Origin of the sequence: Variovorax sp. PDC80 (assembly GCF_900115375.1) — a bacterium.
Taxonomy (GTDB): Bacteria; Pseudomonadota; Gammaproteobacteria; order Burkholderiales; family Burkholderiaceae_C; genus Variovorax.
This window is the reverse complement of sequence record NZ_FOWG01000014.1, coordinates 213,014-236,280: the sequence shown is the minus strand read 5'-3', so window position 1 is coordinate 236,280 and position 23,267 is coordinate 213,014. Positions and strand designations below refer to the sequence as shown.

Annotated in this window: 15 protein-coding genes; 12 read left to right on the top strand and 3 right to left on the bottom strand. The window is 72.1% G+C overall.

The genetic code is table 11. From position 1 onward, the window contains the following. Window positions 1-383: 383 nt before the first annotated feature. The 3 genes from BM109_RS33210 to BM109_RS33200 all read left to right on the top strand — a co-directional run bounded on the left by BM109_RS33210 (window position 384) and on the right by BM109_RS33200 (window position 2,082). Window positions 384-890 carry a hypothetical protein gene (locus BM109_RS33210; protein WP_093352651.1) on the top strand — a complete coding sequence of 169 codons (507 nt, stop codon included), beginning with the start codon at window positions 384-386 and terminating at the stop codon, window positions 888-890. 69 nt (window positions 891-959) lie between these two features. Then, window positions 960-1,805 (top strand): 3-deoxy-8-phosphooctulonate synthase, encoded by an 846-nt coding sequence (gene kdsA, locus BM109_RS33205; protein ID WP_093352648.1) that lies wholly within the window; start codon window positions 960-962, stop codon window positions 1,803-1,805. 40 nt (window positions 1,806-1,845) lie between these two features. After that, the gene (locus BM109_RS33200; protein WP_093352645.1) at window positions 1,846-2,082 is read left to right on the top strand and encodes a hypothetical protein; all 237 of its coding nucleotides are present in this window, start codon (window positions 1,846-1,848) and stop codon (window positions 2,080-2,082) included. A gap of 3 nt (window positions 2,083-2,085) precedes the next feature. Here BM109_RS33200 and BM109_RS33195 read toward each other — a convergent pair whose 3' ends face one another. Further along, complete coding sequence (locus tag BM109_RS33195; RefSeq protein WP_093352643.1) at window positions 2,086-2,676, bottom strand: hypothetical protein; 591 nt, start codon at window positions 2,674-2,676, stop codon at window positions 2,086-2,088. Between the two features lie 123 nt (window positions 2,677-2,799). On the opposite strand from BM109_RS33195, the gene BM109_RS33190 reads away from it, so the two are divergent. From BM109_RS33190 to BM109_RS33180, 3 genes are all read left to right on the top strand, one after another. Beyond that, window positions 2,800-3,924 carry a 3-deoxy-7-phosphoheptulonate synthase gene (locus BM109_RS33190; RefSeq protein ID WP_093352641.1) on the top strand — a complete coding sequence of 375 codons (1,125 nt, stop codon included), beginning with the start codon at window positions 2,800-2,802 and terminating at the stop codon, window positions 3,922-3,924. 70 nt (window positions 3,925-3,994) lie between these two features. After that, window positions 3,995-4,498 carry a hypothetical protein gene (locus BM109_RS33185; RefSeq protein ID WP_093352638.1) on the top strand — a complete coding sequence of 168 codons (504 nt, stop codon included), beginning with the start codon at window positions 3,995-3,997 and terminating at the stop codon, window positions 4,496-4,498. Window positions 4,499-4,536: 38 nt separating this feature from the next. Then, entirely contained in the window at window positions 4,537-5,133 is a 597-nt protein-coding gene (locus tag BM109_RS33180) for a hypothetical protein (RefSeq protein WP_143129306.1), read from the top strand. A 34-nt stretch (window positions 5,134-5,167) separates the two neighbouring features. Here the strand turns inward: BM109_RS33180 and BM109_RS33175 are convergent, their stop codons facing one another. Then, window positions 5,168-5,809 carry an NAD(P)H-dependent oxidoreductase gene (locus tag BM109_RS33175; RefSeq protein WP_093352632.1) on the bottom strand — a complete coding sequence of 214 codons (642 nt, stop codon included), beginning with the start codon at window positions 5,807-5,809 and terminating at the stop codon, window positions 5,168-5,170. Between the two features lie 79 nt (window positions 5,810-5,888). On the opposite strand from BM109_RS33175, the gene BM109_RS33170 reads away from it, so the two are divergent. Beyond that, the gene (locus tag BM109_RS33170; protein WP_093352630.1) at window positions 5,889-6,497 is read left to right on the top strand and encodes a TetR/AcrR family transcriptional regulator; all 609 of its coding nucleotides are present in this window, start codon (window positions 5,889-5,891) and stop codon (window positions 6,495-6,497) included. Between the two features lie 21 nt (window positions 6,498-6,518). On the opposite strand, the gene BM109_RS33165 is transcribed toward BM109_RS33170, so the two are convergent. Next, a complete protein-coding gene (locus tag BM109_RS33165) occupies window positions 6,519-7,406 on the bottom strand; it encodes a hypothetical protein (protein WP_093352627.1) in 888 nt (295 codons plus the stop codon). A 224-nt stretch (window positions 7,407-7,630) separates the two neighbouring features. Between BM109_RS33165 and BM109_RS33160 the strand changes: the two genes are divergently transcribed. From BM109_RS33160 to BM109_RS33140, 5 genes are all read left to right on the top strand, one after another. Then, window positions 7,631-9,052 (top strand): trypsin-like peptidase domain-containing protein, encoded by a 1,422-nt coding sequence (locus BM109_RS33160; protein WP_256222928.1) that lies wholly within the window; start codon window positions 7,631-7,633, stop codon window positions 9,050-9,052. Window positions 9,053-9,435: 383 nt separating this feature from the next. Continuing rightward, window positions 9,436-10,065, top strand: coding sequence for an STN domain-containing protein (locus BM109_RS33155; protein ID WP_093352625.1), 630 nt, complete (start codon window positions 9,436-9,438; stop codon window positions 10,063-10,065). Between the two features lie 19 nt (window positions 10,066-10,084). Further along, window positions 10,085-10,603, top strand: coding sequence for an RNA polymerase sigma factor (locus tag BM109_RS33150; RefSeq protein WP_093352623.1), 519 nt, complete (start codon window positions 10,085-10,087; stop codon window positions 10,601-10,603). A 55-nt stretch (window positions 10,604-10,658) separates the two neighbouring features. Then, window positions 10,659-11,693, top strand: coding sequence for a FecR family protein (locus tag BM109_RS33145; protein WP_093352620.1), 1,035 nt, complete (start codon window positions 10,659-10,661; stop codon window positions 11,691-11,693). Between the two features lie 163 nt (window positions 11,694-11,856). Beyond that, entirely contained in the window at window positions 11,857-23,253 is an 11,397-nt protein-coding gene (locus BM109_RS33140) for a filamentous haemagglutinin family protein (protein ID WP_093352618.1), read from the top strand. Window positions 23,254-23,267 lie beyond the last annotated feature (14 nt).

Sequence of the window (23,267 nt, the reverse complement as noted above, 5' to 3'; positions counted from 1 at the left end):
GTCGTCGTCCCCACTCGTCACCTCCTGCGTTGCAGCATTGCGTATGGGACGAGGATAACGTGTGAGTGTTTATTTCAAATACACCCTCTGACAAGGTGTGAATAAACCTACTGCGCGCCCCGATCTCGCACCTGCGGTCCTCACCGTACAGAGTACGGCTCCGGTCCTCGGCGCGACCTCGGGGCGCTCGCTACGGTTTCTTCACACCTTGTGAGCGGCGGCAGGGACATCGGATCGGCGGTAGATTCGGCGTTCGCTATGTCGGCCGGAATATCGCGCAATCGCATTTCGTGGATGGGGCTCATACGCCGGCGCGGATCGCGCCGCCCGGATGCGCCGCGCAGAATGCCGGCCTGTCGCCTGCTGATCACCGAGGAACCCCGATGAGCCTGGATGCCGTTGTGCCCGTGGAGCCGCGCCGCGCCGCGAGCGAAAGTCCGAACCCGCCGGCAAGCGCGCTGCTGCACGTGCTCGGCGGCGTGCCGCGGCCGGCCGCGTTCGCGCGCGAGGCGCTCGAGCGCATGGCGCGCCACGACCTCGGCCCGACCCAGGTGCTGTGCTATTCGGGCCGCGCCGTGGCGCAGGTCGACAGCTATGCGGGCGCGCGGCTGGTCGACGTGCTCGATGCCTGCGGCTTTTCCGAGCGGCCGCGCTCGGAACTCAAGCGCTGCGTGGTGGTCGCGCTCGGCGACGACGGCTACCAGGCCATCTTCAGCTGGAACGAGCTCTACAACAGCACCATCGGGGAGAAGGCGCTGGTCTTGTACGAGAAGAACGGTGGCCCGCTCGAGCCGCACCTGGGCGCGCTGTGCCTGATCTCGGCCAACGACGCGCGCCTCGGGCCGCGCCACCTGCGCGGGCTGTCGCAGATCGCCGTGAAGATGCCCTGAGCCCCGGCCTGGAGCCCGGTCGCCGGGAGCGCCGACAATAGGCCCCAAGATTCAGGACAGGAGCTCCCCATGAAAAACGTCACCATCCCCCCCGGTATCGGCGTGCGCAACGACGGCCCCTTCGTGCTGTTCGGCGGCGTCAACGTGCTCGAGTCGAAGGACCTGGCGCTGCGCACCGCCGAGGAGTTCGTGCGCGTCACCGGCAAGCTCGGCATTCCCTATGTGTTCAAGGGAAGCTTCGACAAGGCCAACCGCTCGTCGATCCACTCGTACCGCGGCCCCGGCCTCGACGAGGGCCTGCGCATCCTGCAGGAGGTGAAGTCGGCCTTCGGCGTGCCGGTGCTGACCGACGTCCACGAGCCGGCCCAGGCCGCGCCGGTGGCCGAGGTGGTCGACGTGCTGCAGCTGCCGGCCTTCCTCGCGCGCCAGACCGACCTGGTGGTGGCGCTCGCCAAGACCGGCCGCGTCATCAACATCAAGAAGCCGCAGTTCCTGAGCCCGAGCCAGATGTTCAACATCGTCGAGAAGTTCAGGGAAGCGGGCAACGACCAGATCATCCTGTGCGACCGCGGCACCTGCTTCGGCTACGACAACCTGGTGGTCGACATGCTGGGCTTCGGCGTGATGAAGAAGACCACGGGCGACCTGCCCGTGATCTTCGACGTGACCCATGCGCTGCAGCAGCGCGAGGCCGGCGCCGCCGCCTCGGGCGGCCGCCGCGAGCAGCTCGTGGACCTCGCGCGCGCCGGCATGGCGCTGGGCCTCGCGGGCCTGTTCATCGAGGCCCACCCCGATCCGGCCCAGGCCAAGTGCGATGGACCGAGCGCGCTGCCGCTGCACCAGCTCGAACCCTTGATGGCACAGCTCAAGTCGCTCGACGACCTCGTGAAATCCTTCCCCGTCCTGAAGATCTAGCTTTCTTCAGACCGTCATGCGGGGCTGCCAGCATCCCCGCATGTTCGGCCCTCTCATCTCCATCGCGCTGACGGTGGAACAGCACGACACGAGCGAGTACTACTGGGTGCTGCTCGAATCGTTCGACGGTTCGCCCGAGTACGAGCGCCTGCTCGAAGCCGCGGCGGGATTCCCCACCTACCTCGATGCGCTCCAGGCCGGCTTTGCCGTGCTCAAGGGGCTGTCGGAAGACCTCGCGGTCGGTCCGCGCGACGACCGGCGGGCGCGGTATTTCTAGCGTTCAGCGCCGGACGTAGCGCGTGGCCGTGAGCGCCTCGGAGACTCCCGAGGTCTTGTGGTCGACATAGCCGCGCTCGCGCAGCGCCTGCCGGATCGCGCTGTCGCCGATGGAGGCGCCGCGCCCCTTGGGATGGACGATCCAGAGCCCGGGGCAGGGCAGCGCGGCATGCGCCTCGAGCGTGGCCGCGAGCTCGGCGTCGCTGCGGACCACGGCCACGACCGAATGCGCGGCCGCCGCGTCGTCGGTGCGCGCGCCGCGCAGCGCTTCGGTCAGCGCCGCATCGTCGACGCGGCCGAGCACGAACGCGGGCTGCGCCGGTCCCACGCCGAGCTTGGACGCGAGCGAGGGCGGCGGCGTGGCGATCTTCGTGGCCCAGCGCTGGCTCTCGGTGTCGCCGAGCGCCAGCGCGACCGCTTCGCCGTTCGCCTCGAAGCGCAGCTCGCCGGCCGTGGCCTGCACCTGCGCCAGAGCCGCGATCGCATAGCGGCGCTTGATGGCGCCGCGCAGGATCAGCTCGGTCGATTCGAGCAGGGCCTTGACCTCGGCCGATTCGTCGCAGACGCGCGCCTGGCAGGTCGCTTCACGTCCCATGTTGTGTCTCCATCCTCGTCTCCTGCGGTGGTGGGCGACGCATTATCCGGATGCGGGCCCGGGAGGCCGTGGGCATTTTCGAGAGGACAATCGCGGGAGCTCCCCCGACACCACCCCACGACCATGCCCCGCCTCGACGACCCCCTCCACGACGCCGAAATCGGCTCCCGCGACAGCACGCTCGACACCACCCGGATCGACGACGTGCGCATCGGCGCCGTGCGCCCGCTCATGACCCCCGCGCTGCTGCAGGAGCGCGTGCCCGTGCGCGACAACACCCTGGCGCTGGTCGAGGGTGCCCGCGCCGCGATCGCCGACGTGCTGCACGGCCGCGACGACCGGCTGGTGGTGGTGGTCGGCCCATGCTCGATCCATGACCACGACCAGGCCATCGAGTACGCGCAGCGCCTGAAGAAGGTGGCCGATTCGCTGCAGGACGACCTGCTGATCGTGATGCGCGCCTACTTCGAGAAGCCGCGCACCACCGTGGGCTGGAAGGGCTACATCAACGACCCGCACCTGGACGGCAGCTTCGCCATCAACGAGGGCCTGGAGCGCGCGCGGCGCCTGCTGCTCGAGCTGACCACGCTGGGCCTGCCGACCGGCACCGAGTTCCTCGACCTGCTGAGCCCGCAGTTCATCGCCGACCTGATCGCCTGGGGCGCCATCGGCGCGCGCACCACCGAGAGCCAGAGCCACCGGCAACTGGCCTCGGGCCTGAGCTGCCCCGTCGGTTTCAAGAACGGCACCGACGGCAGCGTCAAGGTCGCGGCAGACGCCATCCTCGCGGCCCGCGCGCCGCATGCCTTCATGGGCATGACCAAGATGGGCATGGCGGCGATCTTCGAAACCCGCGGCAACGACGACTGCCACGTGATCCTGCGCGGCGGCAAGGCGCCCAACTATTCGGCCGCCGATGTCGAGTCCAGCTGCCAGGCGCTGCTGGCGAACGGCCTGCGGCCCCAGGTCATGATCGACGTCTCGCATGGCAACAGCAGCAAGCAGCACCAGCGGCAGATCGTGGTTGCGGAAGACGTGGCGGCGCAGATCGCGGGCGGCGAGCGGCGCATCACCGGCCTCATGATCGAGAGCCATCTCGAGGAAGGGCGGCAGGACCTCAAGCCCGGCGTGGCGCTCAAGCATGGCGTGTCGATCACCGATGCCTGCATCGACTTCGCGCAGACGGTGCCGGTGCTCGAGGGGCTGGCTTCGGCGGTGAAGGCGCGGCGGCGGCTGGCGAAGGGCTGAGGGGATCCGGGCGCGTTGCCTGCCTGCAGTTTCGTTCGCACCTTGCATCCAGAAAACTGCGGGAGGAACCGTGCGCTTCGTCTTCGTCTTTCTGCTCGCCCTGCTGGGCGCCTGTCACAGCGCGCCGCGGGTCGAAGCGAGAAACTTCGAACTGAACCTGGCCGAGAACTGGATCGATACCGAGGTACGTGGCGAGGGCGTGTGGAGCTTCATCTCGAAGGAGCCGCTGGCGTCTCTGGTGATTTCCGAGCACCTGGTCTCCGTGCGCGAGGGGCAGATCTACGCGGTCGCGGCCGACGTGGTCCGCGAGCGGAAAAAGCTCGAACGCCAGGTGAGGGGCGGCCGCACGATCCATTTTCTCGACGACTCCGTCCGGATGAACGAGGACGAGACATCGGCGGAGATCTCCTATCTCGGTCGCATCGAGGGGAGCGATGAATACATCCACTACATCGCGTATGTGTCTCGCTTCCGCATCCACGGTTTCTGGGTGTCGGTGGAGACGTCCGACCCGCAGGCCGCCACGGCCGTTCTCGCGACGGTGTTGAAAGGCTTGAAGAGCAAGCCGTCCTAGGCGGGGAGCGCCGCCTCGACCGGTCGAGGCGGCATGCCATGATCCAGCCAGAAAGAAGGGGTGGCTTCATGGAAGGTCTAGAGGGAATCCGGATGGATCGACGACAACTGCTCATCGGCATCGCCGCGCTGCCTGTCGCCGCATGGGCGGCGCCGCAGGGGGAATACGCCTTCGTGGACGCGAAGTCGCTGGCGCGTGTCGGCGAACCGCGGCGCGTGAAGCTGGCCGAGTCGATCGCATGGTCCCGCTCGAGTAAGAACACCGAGTACGGCCTGCTCGCGGGGGACTACGAGTACCTCGCCGACTTCGATGGCGGACGGCTGTTCTTCGGCAGCGACGCGTCCACCTACATGCGATCGCCCCGTGGCGAATATTTGCTCGCGCCCGGCGGGCTGTGGCTCGGCAACGGGGCCACGCGGTCCCGTTTCCTCATCGTTCAGCGCGCCGATACCTTGCGCCGGGGGCCGAGCCTGGCGGCGGTGCAGGAGGCCACGCCGGGTTCGCCATGGCTTCCGCCTGGCCTGGCGCTGCTCGATGCCCTGACGCAATGGGCCAGCGAGGGCGTGGTCATGTTGCTGCCCGAGATCGAGGACGCGAAGGTGGAGGCGTCGCTTCGCGCGGCCTTCGAGTCCTGACCTCGGGGCGCCCAGGTTCGATCGAAGCCCGAGCCTAGTTCGATGGCGCCAACTCGACCGCCTCGGCGCGCTTGCCACCGGCCGCGGCGCCCTTCGAGAACGCATGGCTGCCAAGCCCCCGCGCGGTGACCAGGTGCGCGGCCCCGCCCTGCCCATTCACATCGACCAGGAACTCCGAGCTGAGCACCGGCGCGCCGCAGAAATCGAAGATGCCATGGTCGATCTGCGTGCGCATCGCCTTGTCGTAGCCGTGCCGCGCATAGGTGCCGCCGTCCGCGCCGCCGATGCCGATCAGGTGGATCGGGAGGTGGCCGAGCCGCTTGCCGAGCGAGCCGTCGGGCCGCTCGTCGTAGGCCCAGCCGTTGGAGAACACGCGGTCGATCCAGCCCTTGAGCTGGCCCGGGAACGACCACCAGTAGACGGGATAGACGAGCACCAGCGCGTCGGCGCGGTCGATGCGTTGCTGCTCGCGCAGCACGTCGGCCGGCAGCGGCGCCTGCAGCAGGTAGGCGGTGGCATCGGCCTGGCTGAAGGCCGGCTGGAAGCCCTCCGCGGCGAGGTCGGCGATCTCGGTGCTGTGGTCGCCGGAGGCCTCGACGCCTTCGGCGAACGAGCGCGCGACGGCGTGCGTAAGCGACTGCGGGGAGGGATGGCTGACGACGATGAGGGCATGCATGGGGGGTGGTTCCTTTGAGGCTGGGTGTAAACTACCTTTAGTAGTCTACGCTTCGTAGGTTACCTTTGGTAGTTTAAGGATGTCAAGCAACCCGACGAAACCGGCCGTGCAAGTCGCGGCGAAGAAGCGCCTGCCCAAGGAGGAACGCAACCGCCAGCTGCTGGACGTGGCGTGGTCCATCGTGCGCGGCGAAGGCACCGACGCGCTCACGCTGGGCTACCTGGCCGAGCGCGCGGGCGTGACCAAGCCCGTGGTCTACGACCACTTCGGCACGCGCACTGGGCTGCTCGGCGTGCTCTACGAGGAGTACGACGGCCGGCAGCACGCGCTGATGGACGAGGCCCTGCGGTTGGCGGCCCGGTCGCTGCCGGCCGTGGCCAAGGTGATCGCCGCCACCTACCTCAACTGCGTGATGGAGATGGGCCGCGAGATGCCGGGCGTGAGCGCCGCGCTGGCCGGCTCGCCCGAGCTCGATGCGCTCAAGAAGGAGCACGAGGCGTTGTTCCTCGCCAAGTGCCGCGATGCGCTGCAGCCCTTTGCCAAGCAGCCGCTCGCGCTCGCGGGCATGCGCGCGATGCTGGGGACGGCGGAGGCCGTGTCCTTCGCGGCGGCCGCGGGCGAGATCGAGCCGGCAGACGCGGAGCACGAGATCTACGACGCCATCGTGCGGATCGCGCGCAGGACCTGAGCCGCTCGCGCCGGCGCCCGCTCAGTCTTCTTCGAACACCGACGAGGCCTCGAGCCAGAAGCCCCCGATCATCCCGACCGTGAGCGCCCCGATGGCGCACCACAGGCTCAGGAAGGTGTGGATGTTGTAGTGCCCGGCACGTTGCGCCAGCGCGGCCGACAGCTCGGGCTCGACGATCCCGCCGAGGCCGCGCGCGGCCGCGAAGTCGAAGCCGGCGGCGCCGAGGAAATGGACCGCCACCAGCAGCGGCAGCATCGTGATGAACGGCAGCCAGGCACCGCGCACCTTGCGCCACGCCAGCAGGTAGGCGGCCAGCAGCAGCACCGCGCCCACCACGATGGTGCCCAGCACCACGGGGCGGCGGGTCAGCGGCAGCAACCAGGGCCAGAGCCATTGCAGCGGATAGAGCGGCCATTCCGCGTTCGGCGCCAGCCCGCCCGGCCGCGCGAAGGCCTGCCAGCCCAGCGCGAGCGTGGCGCGTCCCACCAGCGCCGAGGCGCAGGCCACTGCCGCGATGCCCAGGCAGGCGATGCGCAGCGGCGAGCTGCGCGGCTGCGGCCACACATGCGGGGGCAGGGCGGGCATCGGCGGATCGCCCACGCGCCATGAGCGCGTCGTGACGATCACCGAGGCACGCGGGGTGGCCAGCTCGCCGCGCACCAGCCAGTCGGTTGCCAGCACCGCGAGCGCGAAGGCCATCGCGGCCGTGAGCCAGGCGCAGGCACCGGGCATTTCGACGAAGCCGAACGGCGTGAGCATCGGCAGCTCGCCATAGACCAGCCCGGCGCAGCCGTAGGCCAGCATGATCGGAACGCAGAGGATCAGGGCCGCGCGCGTCAGCAGCACGTCGCTGCGGGCCGGCTGGTCGCGCAGTGACTGGAGGCGCGACCATGCGCGGGTCAGGCTCATCGATCCCATCTTCGTCGGAGTGGTCGGGGCCTCGGCCGAGGCCCCTTTGGCGTCGACGTTAGCACGCAGCGTCGGCGCCCGGCCTTTCATGAAATTTTCATGACAAAGCGCAGTCCGCCCCGCCCCGGACCGTCTTGTCTTCGAGGCCTGCCCCGTCCGCGCGCCTCGACCCTGTTCGTCGGCGCATCGTGCGGCTGGGCCCACCTTGCTCCTGAAAGACCGCCATGACCGTTTCGTCCGCCAGACCCTCGCCGCGCGCCGCCGGAGCGAGCACGCGGACGTGGCGCTTCTGCGCGGCATTGGCCGTCGCGCTCGCGGGGCTGGCGTTCGGCGGGCCGCTGCAGGCGGCGATGCCGTGGCCGAGCTCGGGGCTCGCGGAACTGGTCAAGAGCTACGGGCCGGCCGTGGTCCACATCGGCGTGGAGCGGCCTTCGGCGCCGGCGCGCCGCCTCAGCGACCGCTGGCTGCTGCTGGTGCCCGGCGCGCAGCCGCAGCCCGCCGAGACCGACCAGGCCAGCCTGGGCACGGGCTTTCTCATCAGCGCCGACGGGCTGATCCTGACCAATGCGCACGTGGTGGCGCGCGGCACGCAGATCACGGTGAAGCTGCCGGACCGGCGCGAGTTCCGCGCGCGCCTGGTCGGGCTCGACGCGGTGGCCGACGTGGCCTTGCTCAAGATCGATGCGAGCGGCCTGCCCACGGTGCGCATCGGCGAGCCCTCGAGCGTGGAGCCCGGCGACGGCGTGGTGGCGATCGGTTCGCCCTATGGCTTCGGCAACTCGGTCACGGCCGGCATCGTGAGCGCGAAGGGGCGCCTGCTGCCGGGCGCGGAGTACATGCAGTTCCTGCAGACCGACGTGCCGATCAACCCCGGCAATTCGGGCGGGCCGCTGTTCAACCTGCGCGGCGAGGTGATCGGGATCAATTCGCGCATCTACAGCCGCAGCGGCGGCTACCAGGGCCTGTCGTTCGCGATTCCGATCGACGCGGCGATGCGCATCAAGGACCAGCTGCTGGCCACCGGCAAGGTCACGCGCGGACGCATCGGCGTGTCGGTGCAGGAGGTGGGGCAGGCGCTGGCCGACACCTTCCGCCTGCCGCGCCCGGCCGGCGCGCTGGTGAACTACGTGGAGCCGCGCGGCGCGGCCGAGACCGGCGGGCTGAGGCCGGGCGACGTGATCCTGGCGGTGCAAGGCCGCGAGGTGGTGCAGGCGGCCGATGCGCTGGGCTTCATCGCCGAACAGACGCCGGGCGACAGCGTGCGCCTGATGGTGTGGCGCGACCGCACGGAGCAGGTGCTCGAGGTGCGCGTCGACGGCTTCGAGACGCCGCCGCTGGCGACCGGCGCCGCGAGCGCGCCGTCGCGCCTGGGCTTCGCGGTGCGCCCGCTGGCGCCGGCCGAGCGGCAGCTGCTGCGCGTGGAGGGCGGCCTGCTGGTGCAGCGCGTGAACGCGGCGGCCTCGCGCGCGGGGGTGCAGCCGGGCGACCTGATCCTGGCGCTCAACGGCCAGCCCATCGACAGCGCCGAGGCGCTGGCGCAGCAGCTCGACACGGCCGACGGCACGGCGGCGCTGCTGGTGCAGCGCGCGGGCACGCGCATCTTCGTGCCGATCTGCACCCGCGCGGGCGAGCCGCGCTGCGGATGAGCGGGAAGGGCGGTCGCGGCGGCGCTGCGTGAAATTTTCGTGACAAACAACAGGTGCGCGGCGCCTCGATCGTTCTGGCACAGAGCCTTCACGACCGCCCGCCCATGACCGAGCCCCAGCCCCTTCTTTTCGCGCTTTCTCGCCAGCCAGCGCCCGGCTGCCTTCGCGCGCGAGCGGCGTGGTGAGCGGCATCCGCGCGTGCCGCGGGCGTGGCGCTGTCACCCGAAGGTCATCGCGGCTGCCTAGCATCCGCCGCGCAACTCCTCACGGTGGACCTTCCGCAGATGCACACGCTCGCCGGCGCGCCCGGGCCGCTCCGCCGCGCACGGCCAGCCCCTGCCTTTCACGCCCGCCGTCTTCTGCTCGCGTGCTGGCTGGCCGTCATGGGCCTGTGCGTGGCCGCGGGCGCGGCGCGGGCCGAGGCCGTGCCAACGCTGTTCGACCTGCCGGGCGGTCCGCTCAAGGACGCGCTGGCGCGCTACGACGCGGCCACGCGCATGTCGGTGTTCTTCCCGTCCGAGCTGGTCGAGGGCCGCAGCGCCGCCCCGGTGCGCGGCCGCATGGCACCCGAGCAGGCGCTGCATCGCCTGCTCGAAGGCAGCGGGCTCGTCGCACGCCTGGTCGCGCCCGAGTCCTTCGTGCTGCAGCCCGCGGGGCCGGACGACGCCGTCCCGCCCGAACCCGTGCCGGCGGTTGCCGCCGAGCGCGGCTACGAGCAACTGCTGGAATCGCGGCTGCTGCGCGCGCTGTGCGAGCGCGGCGACCTCGCGCTCGGCAGCTACCGCCTGGCGCTGCGCGTGCAGGTCGACACCGGTGGCCGTGCCGCCCAGGTGCGGCTGCTCGACAGCACCGGCGACCGGGCGCGCGACGGCGCCATCGTCGAGACGCTGCGCCGTGTCGACGTGGGGCAGGCGCCGGCCGATCCGGCGCGGCCCTTCGTGCTGCTGCTGCGCGCGCGCACGGCCGATGCGGTGCCGGTGTGCCCGGGCGCCGGCCGGGCCGCGGCGCCATGAGCGCCGCCACGGGCTTCGCATGAGCGCCAACAGCCTCGGGGCGCTGCGCGAGCTGCTGACCCAGCGCTACGACGAGTTCAAGCGTCGCCTGACCTGGCGCCTGGGCTCGGTCGAGCTGGCGAGCGACGCGCTGCACGACACCTGGGTGCGGCTCGACGAACGCAAGGAATCGTCGGGCCCGCTGACCAATCCGGCCGCCTACCTGATGCGCATGGCGGTCAACGTGGCGCTCGACCGCATCGAGCGCGACGGGCGCTACATGAGTGCCGACGACATGGGCGCGCTGATGGACGAACTCGTCGATCCGGCCCCCGGCCCCGACGAGGTGGCCGCGGCGCGCGACGAGATCGAGGCGCTGGCGCGGGTCATCGACGGCATGCCGCCGCGCCGGCGCGCGATCTTTCTCGCGGTGCGCGTGGACGAGCTGTCCAACCAGGCCGCGGCGGCTCGCTTCGGCGTGTCGGCGCGGCTGATCGGCCTGGAGCTCAAGCGTGCGCACGAGCACTGCATGGCGCACGGGAACAGGGAAAAAAAATGAAAAGCGTGCCGATTCCGTTCGCGCCGGCGGTCTAGTGGGTGAAGCCTTGCCGAACATGACACATCCCGGATCGATGCCCCCGCGCGAAACGACCGACGCCATCGAGCGCCAGGCGATCGCCTGGATGAGCCAGGTCGCGGCCGGTCGCATGACGCAGGCCGATGGCGCGGCGATGCGGCGCTGGTGCGAGGCCGACCCCGCGCACCGGACCGCGCTGGCCGCGGCGCGCCGCCAATGGACGCTGTTGGGTGCCGCGGGGCAACTGGTGGCGGCCCGCGCGCCGTCCGCGTCGCAGCCGTCGACGATCCAGTGCGCGCAGCGCGAACCGCGCTTCGCCCCGGGCCGGCGCGCGCTGTTCGGCGGTGCACTGGGCTTCACGGCCGTGGCGGCCGCGGCCATGGTGCATCCGCCGCTGGGCCTGTGGCCTTCGCTGGGCGAGCTGCGCGCCGACCACCGCACGGGCATCGGCGAACGCCGCAAGGTGGCGCTCGCCGAGGGCGTGACGGTCGAGCTCAACACGCGCTCGGGCATCGTGGTGCGCGAAGGCCGCGTGCCGCTGCAGGAGATCGAGCTGATCGCCGGCGAGGCGGCCATCGAGGTGCGGGACGCGCGCATCCGCACCGTGGTCGAAGCGGGGGCGGGCCGGCTCACGGCCCGGCCCGGCCCGCTGGGCCCGCATGCGCTGTTCGCGCTGCGGCGCCAGGGCGCGCGCGTGGTCGTGGTCTGCCTCGAAGGTCGGCTCGAGGTGGCGCATGCCGCGGGCGGCGTGCTGCTCGAGGCGCAGCAGCAATTGGACTGGGACGAGCGCGCGCACGGACCGGTCGCGACGCTCGCGGGCGCCGAGCTCGCGCGGCGCGTGGCCTGGCGCGAGGGCTACCTGCGCTTCGTCGACACGCCGCTGGGCGAAGTGATCGACGAGATCAACCGCTACCGCCCCGGCCAGGTCGTGCTGCTCGACGGGCAGCTGGCGGCGCGCCAGATGACGGGGCGCTTCCAGATCGGCGGGCTGGACCTGGCCATCGTGCAGATGAAGCAGTCGCTGGGCCTGAAGGTGCGTTCGCTGCCCGGTGGCGTGGTGCTGCTGGGCTGAAGCGGCGACGCGACGAGGGCCCGCCGCGCTGTCACGAAAGCTTCAAAAGAAAAGCTTGCCGATCGCGCGCTGCCCGGCGGTCTAGTCAAGGAGCGCTGTCGACCTGGAGGTCGCGGCGCGCAGGACTCGAACTGCGGCATTCACCTGACTGGATCGGCATCACATGAACACGCGTATTTCTCTCGGCGGCCAGCGTGCGGGCGCTCCCACTTTCTCGCTGCGGCTGAAGCCGTTGGCGCATGCGCTCGCGGCGATGCTCGCCGCGGGCGGCGTCATGCAGGGCGCGCACGCGCAGCGCGCCTTCGGGCCGGCCTGGTTCGCCAGCAAGAACGTGGCGCAGAGCATGGCCGCGGCCACGGGACGCATGCCCGACGGCACGCCCGCCGCGTCGCTGACGAACCCGCTCGCGCTGCAGCAGCGCGACAACGCCCAGCTGCGGCGCTCGATGGACAACCTGAACCTGGCCGCGCGCGGCATCGCGGCGCAGCAGGCGGCCCAGGACGCGGCGCGCCAGGCGGCGCTCGACGGCGGCTCGGACATTCCCGAGGGCCTGGCCGATGGCGGCCTGAAGGTCGACACCAACAGCCTCACGGCCGGCTGGCTCAACGCGCGCGCGCCGGTGCAGACCGTGGCGGGCGGACGCACCGTGGTCGGCATCGAGCAGACCGACGAGAAGGCGATATTGAACTGGGAGAGCTTCAACGTCGGCCGCAACACCACGGTGCAGTTCGACCAGAAGGGCGGGGCGAAGCCCGACGGCAGCAATGCATGGATCGCGCTGAACCGCATCAACGACCCGAGCGGCCGGCCGAGCCGGATCGCGGGCCAGATCCAGGCCGACGGGTCGGTCTACCTGATCAACCGCAACGGCATCGTCTTCACCGGCTCGAGCCAGGTCAACACGCGCACGCTGGTGGCCTCGAGCCTGGCGCTGTCGGACAAGCAGTTCAACCTCGGCATCAACAACGCGCAGGTGTTCAAGGACGCCACGGGCCAGGCCAACGACTTCGCGATCCCGCAGTTCGGTGCCTTCGCCTCGGCCGCGCCCGATATCTACGGCAGCTACGTGCCCGGCAACGGCACGGCGCCCGACCGGCTCGGCGGCGTCGATCGCTTCGACCCGGGCGCGGCGCCCGGCGCGGTGCAGGTGCAGGCCGGCGCTCGGCTCGAGGTGGCGAGCGGCGGCAAGGTGATGCTGTTCGCGCCGAAGGTCCACAACGCCGGGCGCATCTCGGCGCCCGACGGGCAGGTGATCCTCGCGGCCGGCGAGAACGTCTTCCTCAACACGGTCCGGAACACCACCGCCAACGGTTCCATCGATGCCAACGCCATCCGCGGCCTCGACGTGGCCGCCGCGGCCGCGCCGGGCTGGGCCATGCCGTGGGCCTTCGTGAGCAGCGCCATGCGCACCGGCACCGATCCGTTCAACCCCGGCTTCGTCGAGGCCATCGCCCAGCACGTGCTGCCCGAGATGGCGGCGCGCGCCGAGGCGGTCGGCTACGACGTGACCAACAGCGGCATCGTGCAGTCCGAGCGCGGCAACATCACGCTGCAGGCGCGCGACGTGCATCAGAACGGCGTGGCGCTGGCGACCACCGCGCTCAACAACCGCAGCGGCTCGATCCTGCTGCGCGCCTGGGGCCAGGGCACGCACATCTACGTCAACGACGACCCCAGCAACATCCTGCTGAGCTGGCAGGCCGGCACGCTGACGCTGGGCCAGGGCAGCGTCACGCGCATCCTGCCCGACGCCTCCGACACCAGCGAGATCGAGACCACCGCGCTGGCCACGCGCTACAAGCCGGGCGCCATCGGGCTGTACGGCCGGCTGATCGACGTGCAGGCGGGCGCGGGCGTGCTCGTGCCCTCGGGCACGATCAGCGTGGAGTCGGCGGCCAACCCGCTGCCGACCCAGTTGCCGGGCTACCGGCCCGACAGCCTGGGCGACGGCAGCCGCATCTACATCGACAGCGGTGCCTACCTGAGCGTGGCCGGCCTGCAGGGCGCGGCGGTGCCGATGGCGCGCAACTTCATCGAGGCCGAGCTGCGCATCAACGAGCTGCGCGACTCGCCGCTGCTGCTGAACGCATGGGTGCGCGGCAAGAAGGTGATCGTCGATCGCCGCGCCAGCGGCGTGTTCGAGGACGGCCCGATGGCCGGCGTGCTGTGGGTCAAGGACGCGGCAGGCAACTACCTGCCCGGCAGCTGGGCCGGCACGCCGCTGGGCGACGTGACCGGCTGGGTCGGCGTGGGCATGACCGACCTGAACGAGCTGTCGACCGATGCCGGCAAGATCACGATGCGCGCGGGCGGCTCGGTCATCACCCGCGCGGGCTCGCTGCTCGACGTGTCGGGCGGCTCGGTGCGCTACACCGACGGCCTGAACACGGCGACCAAGCTCATGGGCGCCGACGGCCGGGTCTACACCATGGACCGCGCGCTGCCCGACGGCAGCTACACCGGCATCGCCGGGCGCTACACCGACGGCCATGCGCGCTGGGGCGTGTCCGACAGCTGGAGCAGCGCGGTGATCGGGCGCGACAGCGTCGAGGCCGGCTACACCGAGGGTCGCAAGGCCGGCGCGGTGCAGATCTTCGCGGGCAGCGCGATGGTGCTCGAAGGCGACTACGCGGGCGGCGTGGTGGTGGGCGATCGGCAGCAGAAGCAGCCGACGAAGAACGCGGGCGGCGAACTGCAACTGGGTGGCGGCAGCGTCGAGGACCGGCCGTGGTCGCCGAACCGCATCGTGATCGCCCGCGACCCGCACCGGCTCGACGCTGCCTTCCAGGCCGGCTCGACGCTGGACAGCGCCTACGAGGCCCAGCCCGATCCCGAGGCAGCCAACCAGGCGATCGGCAAGGTCACCTTCCTGTCGGACGAGGTGCTCAGCCGCTCGGGCATGGGCCGCATCGTGCTCAACATCTCGGGCGACTACGGCTTCGTGCTGGAGTCCGGCGCCTCGCTCGACCTGTCGCCGGGCGCCACCTTCATCGCCAGCGGCGGCGACCGCTCGACCAACCCGATGCGCATCGACGGCGCCATCCGCGCACCGGGCGGCAGCATCGTGCTCGGCACCATGGACGGCCCGCTGACCCTGGGCGCCGAGGCCCGGCTCGACGTCGGCGGCCAGTGGATCAACGCCTGGCGCGACGGCATGGCGCCCGCGCGCTGGGCCATGGACGGCGGCGCCATCGCGCTGCAGGTGGGTGAGCTGCGGGTCGATCCGGCCGCGGTGCTCGACGTGTCGGGCGGCGGCCGCGTCGACCGCGCGAAGAACGGCCTGCCGGGGCTGCGCGTGGGCAATGCCGGCTCGCTCACGCTGAGCGGGCTGACGGACAAGACCGACCTGTCGACCTTTGACATCCGCGCCTATGCCGCGGGCTCGGCCGGACGGCTGGTGCTCGAAACCAAGGCCAATGTGCAGATCGGCGGCACGGCGCCCGTGCCGGTCGAACCCGCCGAGCCTGCCGCGCCCGATGCCCCGACCGCGCCGGGCGTGCTGGTGCTTCCCGCCACGCTGTATGCCGACCGCGGCTTCGGCGACGTCACGGTGCGGGTGACCGCGGCCGAGGGCGGCCGCATCGCCGTGCCCGAGGACATCGGCGTGTCGCAGTCCGTGAAGGGCATCGACCTCAGCGCCTTCGCCTACCGCGAGCTGGAGACCGGTGCGCGGCTGGCCAGCCTGGCGCCGGTGGGCGAGCTGCGGCTCGAGGAGCGCCTGCAGCGCGCGCCCGCCTCGCTGAGGCTCGTGGTCGACAGCGGCTCGATCGACGTCGGCGCCGGTGCCGTGCTGCGCACCGATGTCGGCGGCGCGCTGACGCTGTCCGCCGTGGCCGGCGCGCTCACGGTGAACGGCACGCTGGAGGCGCCCGCGGGGCGCATCGAACTCAACGGCAAGTCGATCGCGCTGGCCTCGGGCGCGCAGCTGCTGGCGCGCGGCGTGCCGGTGATCCGGCCCGATGCGCGCGGCTGGCGCACGGGCGAGGTGCTGCCGGGCGGCGACATCGTGCTGAGCAACGGCGTGACGGGCGCGGCCCTGGCGCTGGACCCGGGCGCGCGCATCGACGTCTCGGGCGCCAGCGGCGAGTTCGACGAGCCGACCTACCGGCGTTTCGGCGGTGCCGAGGTGCGCAGCGTGGTGCGCGACAGCGACGGCGGCAGCATCCGCCTGTTCGGCGCCGGCGTGGTGGGTTCGGCGATGGTCGGCAAGGCCGGCGGCCCCACGGCCGTGGGCGGTTCGCTGTCGATCGTCGATGCCGGCGGTGAATCGGGCGGCGACCCGGTCGTGCTGCCGGGGCGCTCCTACTACTGGCGCGACCCCGTGACGGGCGCGATCAAGAGCTCGGCCTCCTACGCCAGCATTCCCGACCTCGACCTGTTCGACGAGTACGGCACCGAGCCGCTCAAGCTGACGGCCGCGATGCGCCTGGCCATCCTGGGCCTCAAGACCCAGGTGCAGACGGGCATGGAGGTGGTGGTGGACCTCGATGCGCCCGGCTCGGGCGGCATGAAGAACCCGTCCGAGGTGAACCCCGCCATCAGCGCCGCGGTGGTCAGCCTGCTCAACCGCTACTTCTATTCCGACGCGGCGGCCAGCAAGCACATCGTGATTCCCGACATCCAGGTCGAGCCGACCATCCGCATCGCGGCCGGCTCGCTGGGCGCGGGCGGCTTCGACACGGTCTCGCTGCAGTCGGGCACGATCACGCTGGGCAACGGCGTGGACCTCGGCGTGCGCGGCGCGCTGAACCTCATGGGCACGCTGACCAACGGCGCCACGGGCGGCAGCGCGCGGCTGTCGGCACCGCGCATCACGCTCGAAGCGCGCGCGCCCTACACCGCCGCGCAGTGGACCGACGCGGCGAAGCTGGGCGGGCAACTGACGCTCGAGGCCCGCCTGCTCGAGGTGGGGCGCGATGCGCTGGACGGCGCGGCTGGCACGCGCATCGCGGGCTTCGCGAACACGCTGCTGCAGGCCGACGAGATCCGCCTGGGCGCCGAGGTGCCGAGCCAGATCAACACCACCGACAGCCTGCGTGTGGGCCTCGACGTCGACGGCCGGCTGGTGCTGCGGGCCGGCCAGGTCTATCCGGCCACCGCCACCACGGCGGTCATCCGCGCGGGCCAGTCGATTGCCGTCGAGCGCCTGGGCGACGCGGGCGCGCCCACGCTCTCGGCCGGCGGCACGCTGCGGCTGGAGGCGCCGGTGATCGACCAGAACGGCGTGCTGCGCGCGCCCTTCGGCGCCATCGCGCTCGAGGCGAGCGAACGCCTGACCCTGGGCACCGACAGCCTGACCTCCGTGTCGGGCCGGGGCCTGGTGGTGCCCTACGGCACGCTGTCCAACGACGAGCACTGGCAGGACCCGACGCAGCGGCTGAACACCGCGCTGCCCTCCGACAGCGCGCTGGTCGCGCCGCCCGAGAAGCGCATCGCGATGAAGGCGCCCAACGTCGACCTCGCCAAGGGTGCGGTGGTCGACATCGCCGGCGGCGGCGACCTGTACGCCTGGGAGTTCGTGCCGGGCCCCGGCGGCTCGCACGACGTGCTGGCCACGCCGGGCATGTACGCGGTGCTGCCGGGCTACGGCAGCACCGCGCCGCCCAGCGGCACGGCGGCCGGCGAGCGCGTGTGGCTCGCGGGCGGCGGCGGCCTGGCGGCCGGCTGGTACACGCTGCTGCCCGCGCGCTACGCCATGCTGCCCGGCGCCTTCGCCGTGCAGACCACGGGCACGCCGTGGGCCGGCCCGGTGGCGGCCGGCGCGGTCGCGCCCGACGGCAGCATCCTCATGCAGGGCAAGGGCGGCAACGCGCTCGGCGGCAGGCAGGACAGCGTGGCCTCCGCATGGCGCGTGATGTCGGGCGCCACGCTGCGCCAGTACACCGAGTACAACGAGGCCTTCGCCAACGACTTCTTCGCGTCCGACGCCTTCAAGCTGACGCAGTACCGCCTGAGCGGGCAGGACGTCGTCACGCCGCGGCTGCCGCGCGACGGTGGCGCGGTGGTGTTCGATGCCACGCAGCGCCTGACGCTGGACGGCACGCTGCGCTCGTCCCCCGACGCCGGCGGGCGCGGCGGGCTGGTCGACATCGCGGGCAGCCGCATCGCCATCGTCGGCGCGGCGCAGGACGCGGGCACGCTGCGCGCCGACGGCTACCTGGTGATCGACGCGGCCAGCCTGTCGGGCTTCGGTGCCGGCAGCCTGCTGGTGGGCGGCACGCGCACCGGCGACCCGCTGGGCACGCGCGTCGACGTGACAGCCACCGACATCGTGCTGCGCAACGGCGCGGACTCGGCGCTCGCGGGCCCCGAGATCATCCTGGCGGCCACCGACCGGGTGGCGATCGACGCGGGCAGCGTGCTGCGCGCCGTGGGCAATGCCGGCAGCGGCACCAGCGACCTCGTGATGACGCCGCGGCAGGCCGCGGTCTACGACACCAAGGGCACGCCGGGCGTGGGCGACGACGTGCTGCTGACGCCCTCGCGCGACTGGGGCGCGCTGGTGCGCGTGGCCAACGGCGAGGCCATCGCGGTGCGGCGCGAGAACGTCGACATCGGCACCGGCGGGCTGGTCGGCATCGGCGCGGGGGCCGTGCTCGAGGGCGGCGCGGCGCTGCTGATCGATGCCACGCGCACCACCGAGCTGGCGAGTTCGGCGCGCATCGCCGGGCGCGCGCTGTCGGTGTCCTCGGGCCGCGTCGGCTTCGGCGGCGGCACCGAGGGGCTGGTGCTCGACGCGGCGGCGCTGGCGCAACTGGCCAACTCCGAGCGCCTCACGCTGCGCAGCTATTCGAACTTCGACTTCTACCGTTCCGTCGACCTGGGCGCGTCGGGCCTGCGCGCATTGACGCTCGACGGCGCGGGCTTCGCTGGCCACGGCAACGGCGACATCGTGATCCGCGGCGACGCGATCGCGCTGGTCAACACGCTGGGCGCCGCCACGGCGGGCGGCATGGGCGGCGGCAGCTTCATGCTCGACGCCGGCACGCTGACCCTGGGCGCGGGCCAGAAGACCGTCTCGGGCTTCGCCGACGTGACGCTGGCGGGGCGCGGCCAGATCGTGGCCGAGGGCACGGGCGGCATCGACGTCGGCGCCAGCGCGCTCACCCTGCGCACGCCGCTGCTCACGGGGCGCGGCGGCGCGGCGCAATCGATCGTCACCACCGGCGCGTTGCAGGCACTGGAAGGCGAGGGCGCGCCGGACGATCGCTCCGCGCAGAGCCTGCAGGCCAGCCTGGGCTCGCGCCTGAGCCTCAGCGGCGGCAGCGTGCGCTTCGCCACCCGCGCGGTGGCGCTCGGCGGCAGCGTCGACATGACGGCCACGGCCGGCGACGTGGTGCTGGCCGAGGGCGCGCGGGTCGACGTGGGCGGCTTCGCGAAGCAGTTCTTCGACATGGCGGAATACGCGGACGCGGGCCGCATCGGCCTGTCGGCGGTGGGCGGCGACGTGCGCCTGGAGACCGGCAGCCGCCTCGACCTCGCGGCGCATGCCGCCGGCGGCAGCGCCGGCACGCTGACGCTGGCCGCCTCGGGCGGCGGCACCGTCGTGCTCGACGGCGCCATCGCCGCGCAGGCCGGCACCGGCGGCCATGCGGGCGCGTTCTCGCTCGACATCGCCGCGCTGCCCGATTTCGCGGGCTTCAGCCAGCGCCTGAACGAGGCCGGCTTCAACCGCTCGCGCCAGTTCCGCATCCGCCAGGGCGACGTGGTGCTCGCGGGCACGACCACGGTGGAGGACTTCGGCCTCACCACCGACCAGGGCCGCATCGACATCGTCGGCACGGTCGACGCGCGCGCCGCCTACGGGGGCGCGATCCGCATCACCGGCGGCAACGGCGTGGCGATGCAACAGGGCGCGCGCCTGCTCGCGGGCGCCACCACCGAGCTGGGCAGCGGCCGCGTCACGCTCGAGGCCGCGGGCGGCCAGCTCGACCTGCGCGGCGGCGCGATCGACGTGGCCGGCGGCGACGCCGGCGCGGTGCGGCTGCGTGCGCAACGCAACGCCGCCAACACCGACCTGGCCGTGACCCGGCTGGCGCTCGAGGTGACCGGTGCGCGATCGAGCGTGCTTGAGGGCGTGCGCAGCTACGACAGCGACCGCGTCGATGCCGTCAAGGCCGAGGCCGTCGCCGATGCCAATGCCTTCGCGGCCGGTGCCGACGCCGTGCGCGCGCGCCTGGGCACCGGCATGGCCGTGATGCCCGGCATCGAGATCCGCAGCGCGGGCGACCTCGTGCTCGGCAGCGACTGGAACCTGATGAGCGACTTCGCCGGCGCGCGCGAAGGCAGCCTCACGCTGCGCGCGGGCGGCAACCTGATCGTCGGCGGCCACCTGAGCGACGGCTTCGACCGGGCCGACCGCGGCGGCGTGCTGCAGGCACCGGCCTCGTGGAACCTGCGCCTGGTCGCGGGCGGCGACCTCGACTCGGCCAACGGGCTCGCGCTCAAGCCGCTGGCGGCGCTGGCCGCGGGGCAGGGCAACATCGTGGTGGGCAGCGCCAACACCAGCACCGACCCGGCCGTCGACAACGGCGCGGGCAAGCTGATCCGCACCGGCAGCGGCGACATCGAGGTGCGCGCCGGGCGCGACCTGACGCTGGCGCACAAGGACTCGGTGATCTACACCGCGGGCCGCAGGGACACCACGGCCTGGAGCGACTTCACCACCGCCCGTGCCGACGCGAGCTACGGCGTGGGCGGCGGCAACCTCGACATCGACGCGCGCGGCAGCATCAGCGCGCAGCTGTCGGGCCAGCGCTTCACCCAGTGGCTCAACCGGCAGGGCAACCTCGACCGCAACCTGGCGTTCGGCCCATACAGCCTGGAGAACGGCTACGTCGACGGCCAGCCTGTTCCGATCATGGAGCGCGCGCAGCAGTCGAGCTGGTGGATCAACTACGGCGAATTCCAGCAGGGCGTGGCCGCCTTCGGCGGCGGCAACGTCAAGGTGCGCGCGGGCGGCGACCTCGGCAACCTGGTGGTCGCGCTGACCAGCAACATGCGCATGCGCGGCGGCCGCACGCCGGGCGAGGCGATGCACATGGAGGTGCGCAACGGCGGCGCGATGACGGTGGATGCCGGCGGCGCCATCCGCGGCGGCCAGTACTACGTGGCGCGCGGCGCGGGCGAGATCACGGCCGGCGAGACCGCGGTCGGCTTCGACGTGACGGTCGCCAGGTCGGGCGCGCAGACCCAGGTGTTCCCGATCGCGCCGGTGCTCGCGCTCGGCGATGCGACGCTGAGCCTGCGCACCGCCGGCGACCTGCGCCTGCAGTCGGTGATCGATCCGCTGCTGGTGCGCTATGGCGACGGCTACGTGCCCGACAGCCCCAGTGGCCGGATGCGCGACTACGGCGCCTACATGAGCGGCTACACCGAGCGCAGCGCGCTCAGCCTGGCCTCGGCCGGCGGCGACGTGACGCTGGTCAACCAGGCCGTGTTCGCCTTCCGCGACCTGGTGCTGACCGATGCGACCACGCCCGCGGACGGCCTGGTCGGCATGGGCGCCAACCGCTACCCCGCGCTGACGCACGCGGTGGCGATGAACGGCTCGCTCGATCTGCAGGGCCCGATGTACGTGATGCCCGGCAGCACCAACGACGTGCGCCTGATGGCGCAGAAGGACGTGCGCTTCGACAACCGCAACTTCAGCGCGCTGATGGCCGTGGGGCGGGCCGAGTTCAACAGCACCTACCAGAACGAGCCGTACGCCGAGGTGGTGATGGCGCGCGCCACGCCCGCCACCATCCCGACGGCCTTCGCGCCGCTGGGCGGCCTGTACGGCGTGCAGATGGAGGCCCTGCTGCGCAACGACATCGGCGCCTACTTCCAGGGCACCCGGCAGGATTTCTATCAGAAGGAGGGCAACCCCGATCGCCTGGCGCTGGCGGGCGACTACGAGCCCAGCCGCATCTACGCGGCCGGCGGTTCGATCCTGGGCGCCGACGTGATGGCCAGCGAGCAGACCTGGCTGCGCGCCGGCACCGACATCCGCGGCGTGCGCCTGAGCGCGCGCAACGTGCATGCGAGCGACACCACCCTGCTGGAGGCCGGCAACGACATCCTGGCGATGACCTATGTGCGCACCCCCTATGCCTTCACCGACAACACCGGCAACGTGTCGGTGCAGGGCGCCGGCGCGCTGGTGCTGTCGGCCGGGCGCGACGTGTATGCCGACGACCTGAAGATCCAGACCCTGGGCAACCAGCGCTACGACGGCGCCAACCGCCCGGCCTTGCTGACGCAGGTCAACGGCCTGCCCGAGCAGGGCGCTTCCATCACTGTGATGGCGGGCATGAACCGGCCCGCGGCCTACGAGGCCTTCAGCGCCGCCTACCTCGATCCGTCGAAGGTGGCGTCCATGCCCGAGTACCTGAAGGTGCGCGGCGACGACGGCAGCGTGCTGCCGCTGTACCTGAGCGACCTGGCCGAGACCCGCGCCGGCGGCCAGCAGAAGGTGGTGCGGCGCGGCCTGGTGTCGTACATGCTCGACATGACCGGCGAGAAGCTCGCGCCGCTCGAGGCCTGGACCCGCTTCCAGGCCCTGCCCGAACTGGCGCGCCAGCAGTTCCTGCGCCAGGTCTACCTGCTCGAGCTGCGCGAGGCGGGGCGCGACCAGAACGAGCCCGGCGTGGAAGGCCTGCCGCGCAACGGCGGCTACAACCGCGGCTACGCGGCCATCGCCACGCTGTTCCCGGGCAGCGACTGGCAGGGCAACGTGGCGGCCAACAAGCTGATGCTGCGCACCATGGCCGGTGGCGACATCGACGTGCTCACGCCCGGCGGCGGGCTGCAGGTGGCGGCGCTCGGCGCGACCGTGCCCGACGGCTACGGCCTGGTGACGCTGGCCTCGGGCCACATCGGCATCTTCGCGAAGGACGACGTCACGGTGAACCGCTCGCGCATCCTGTCCTTCGTGCCCGCAGCGACCGACCGCGGCAGCGACCAGATCCTCTGGTCGAGCGTGGGCGACATCGACGCCGGCAAGGGCTCGAAGACCGTGCGCGTGCCCTCGGCCGCCGAGGTCGTCACCGACCTCGACGGCGTGACCGTGGTGCGCGAGAAGTCCGACATGAGCGGCAGCGGCATCGGCACCGTGGGCGATGGCGACGTCGACCTGGTGGCGCCGAAGGGCACCGTCAACGCCGGCGATGCCGGGGTGCGCGTGGCGGGCAACCTCAACATCGCGGCGCTGCAGGTGCTCAATGCCGACAACATCCAGGTCAAGGGCGAATCCAGGGGCCTGCCGGTGGTCGTGGCCGTGAACATCGGCGCGCTCACGAGCGCGAGCGCCGCGGCGTCGCAGGCCGCCATGGCCGCGCAGGACGTGGTGCAGCGCGAGCGCGCCGCCGGCCGCCAGGCCTTGCCCTCGGTCTTCACCGTGCGGGTGCTCGGCTTCGGCAACGAGCCCCTGCCCGCGAACGAAGCCCCGCGGCGCGACGACAAGGCGGCCGGCGACGGCGGACGCGGTGCCTTGCAGGTGGTCGGGCAGATGGCGCTGGACGCCGCTCAGCTGGAGCAACTGACGCCGGTCGAGCGGCGCAACCTGATGCGGCGTTGAGGATGGGGCGCGGC

Coding starts and splice junctions, on each gene's coding strand:
- BM109_RS33210 (WP_093352651.1), top strand. CDS start 384: ATGAGCCTGGATGCCGTTGTGCCCGTGGAGCCGCGCCGCGCCGCGAGC.
- kdsA (WP_093352648.1), top strand. CDS start 960: ATGAAAAACGTCACCATCCCCCCCGGTATCGGCGTGCGCAACGACGGC.
- BM109_RS33200 (WP_093352645.1), top strand. CDS start 1,846: ATGTTCGGCCCTCTCATCTCCATCGCGCTGACGGTGGAACAGCACGAC.
- BM109_RS33195 (WP_093352643.1), bottom strand. CDS start 2,676: ATGGGACGTGAAGCGACCTGCCAGGCGCGCGTCTGCGACGAATCGGCC.
- BM109_RS33190 (WP_093352641.1), top strand. CDS start 2,800: ATGCCCCGCCTCGACGACCCCCTCCACGACGCCGAAATCGGCTCCCGC.
- BM109_RS33180 (WP_143129306.1), top strand. CDS start 4,537: ATGATCCAGCCAGAAAGAAGGGGTGGCTTCATGGAAGGTCTAGAGGGA.
- BM109_RS33175 (WP_093352632.1), bottom strand. CDS start 5,809: ATGCATGCCCTCATCGTCGTCAGCCATCCCTCCCCGCAGTCGCTTACG.
- BM109_RS33170 (WP_093352630.1), top strand. CDS start 5,889: ATGTCAAGCAACCCGACGAAACCGGCCGTGCAAGTCGCGGCGAAGAAG.
- BM109_RS33165 (WP_093352627.1), bottom strand. CDS start 7,406: ATGAGCCTGACCCGCGCATGGTCGCGCCTCCAGTCACTGCGCGACCAG.
- BM109_RS33160 (WP_256222928.1), top strand. CDS start 7,631: ATGACCGTTTCGTCCGCCAGACCCTCGCCGCGCGCCGCCGGAGCGAGC.
- BM109_RS33155 (WP_093352625.1), top strand. CDS start 9,436: ATGGGCCTGTGCGTGGCCGCGGGCGCGGCGCGGGCCGAGGCCGTGCCA.
- BM109_RS33150 (WP_093352623.1), top strand. CDS start 10,085: ATGAGCGCCAACAGCCTCGGGGCGCTGCGCGAGCTGCTGACCCAGCGC.
- BM109_RS33145 (WP_093352620.1), top strand. CDS start 10,659: ATGACACATCCCGGATCGATGCCCCCGCGCGAAACGACCGACGCCATC.
- BM109_RS33140 (WP_093352618.1), top strand. CDS start 11,857: ATGAACACGCGTATTTCTCTCGGCGGCCAGCGTGCGGGCGCTCCCACT.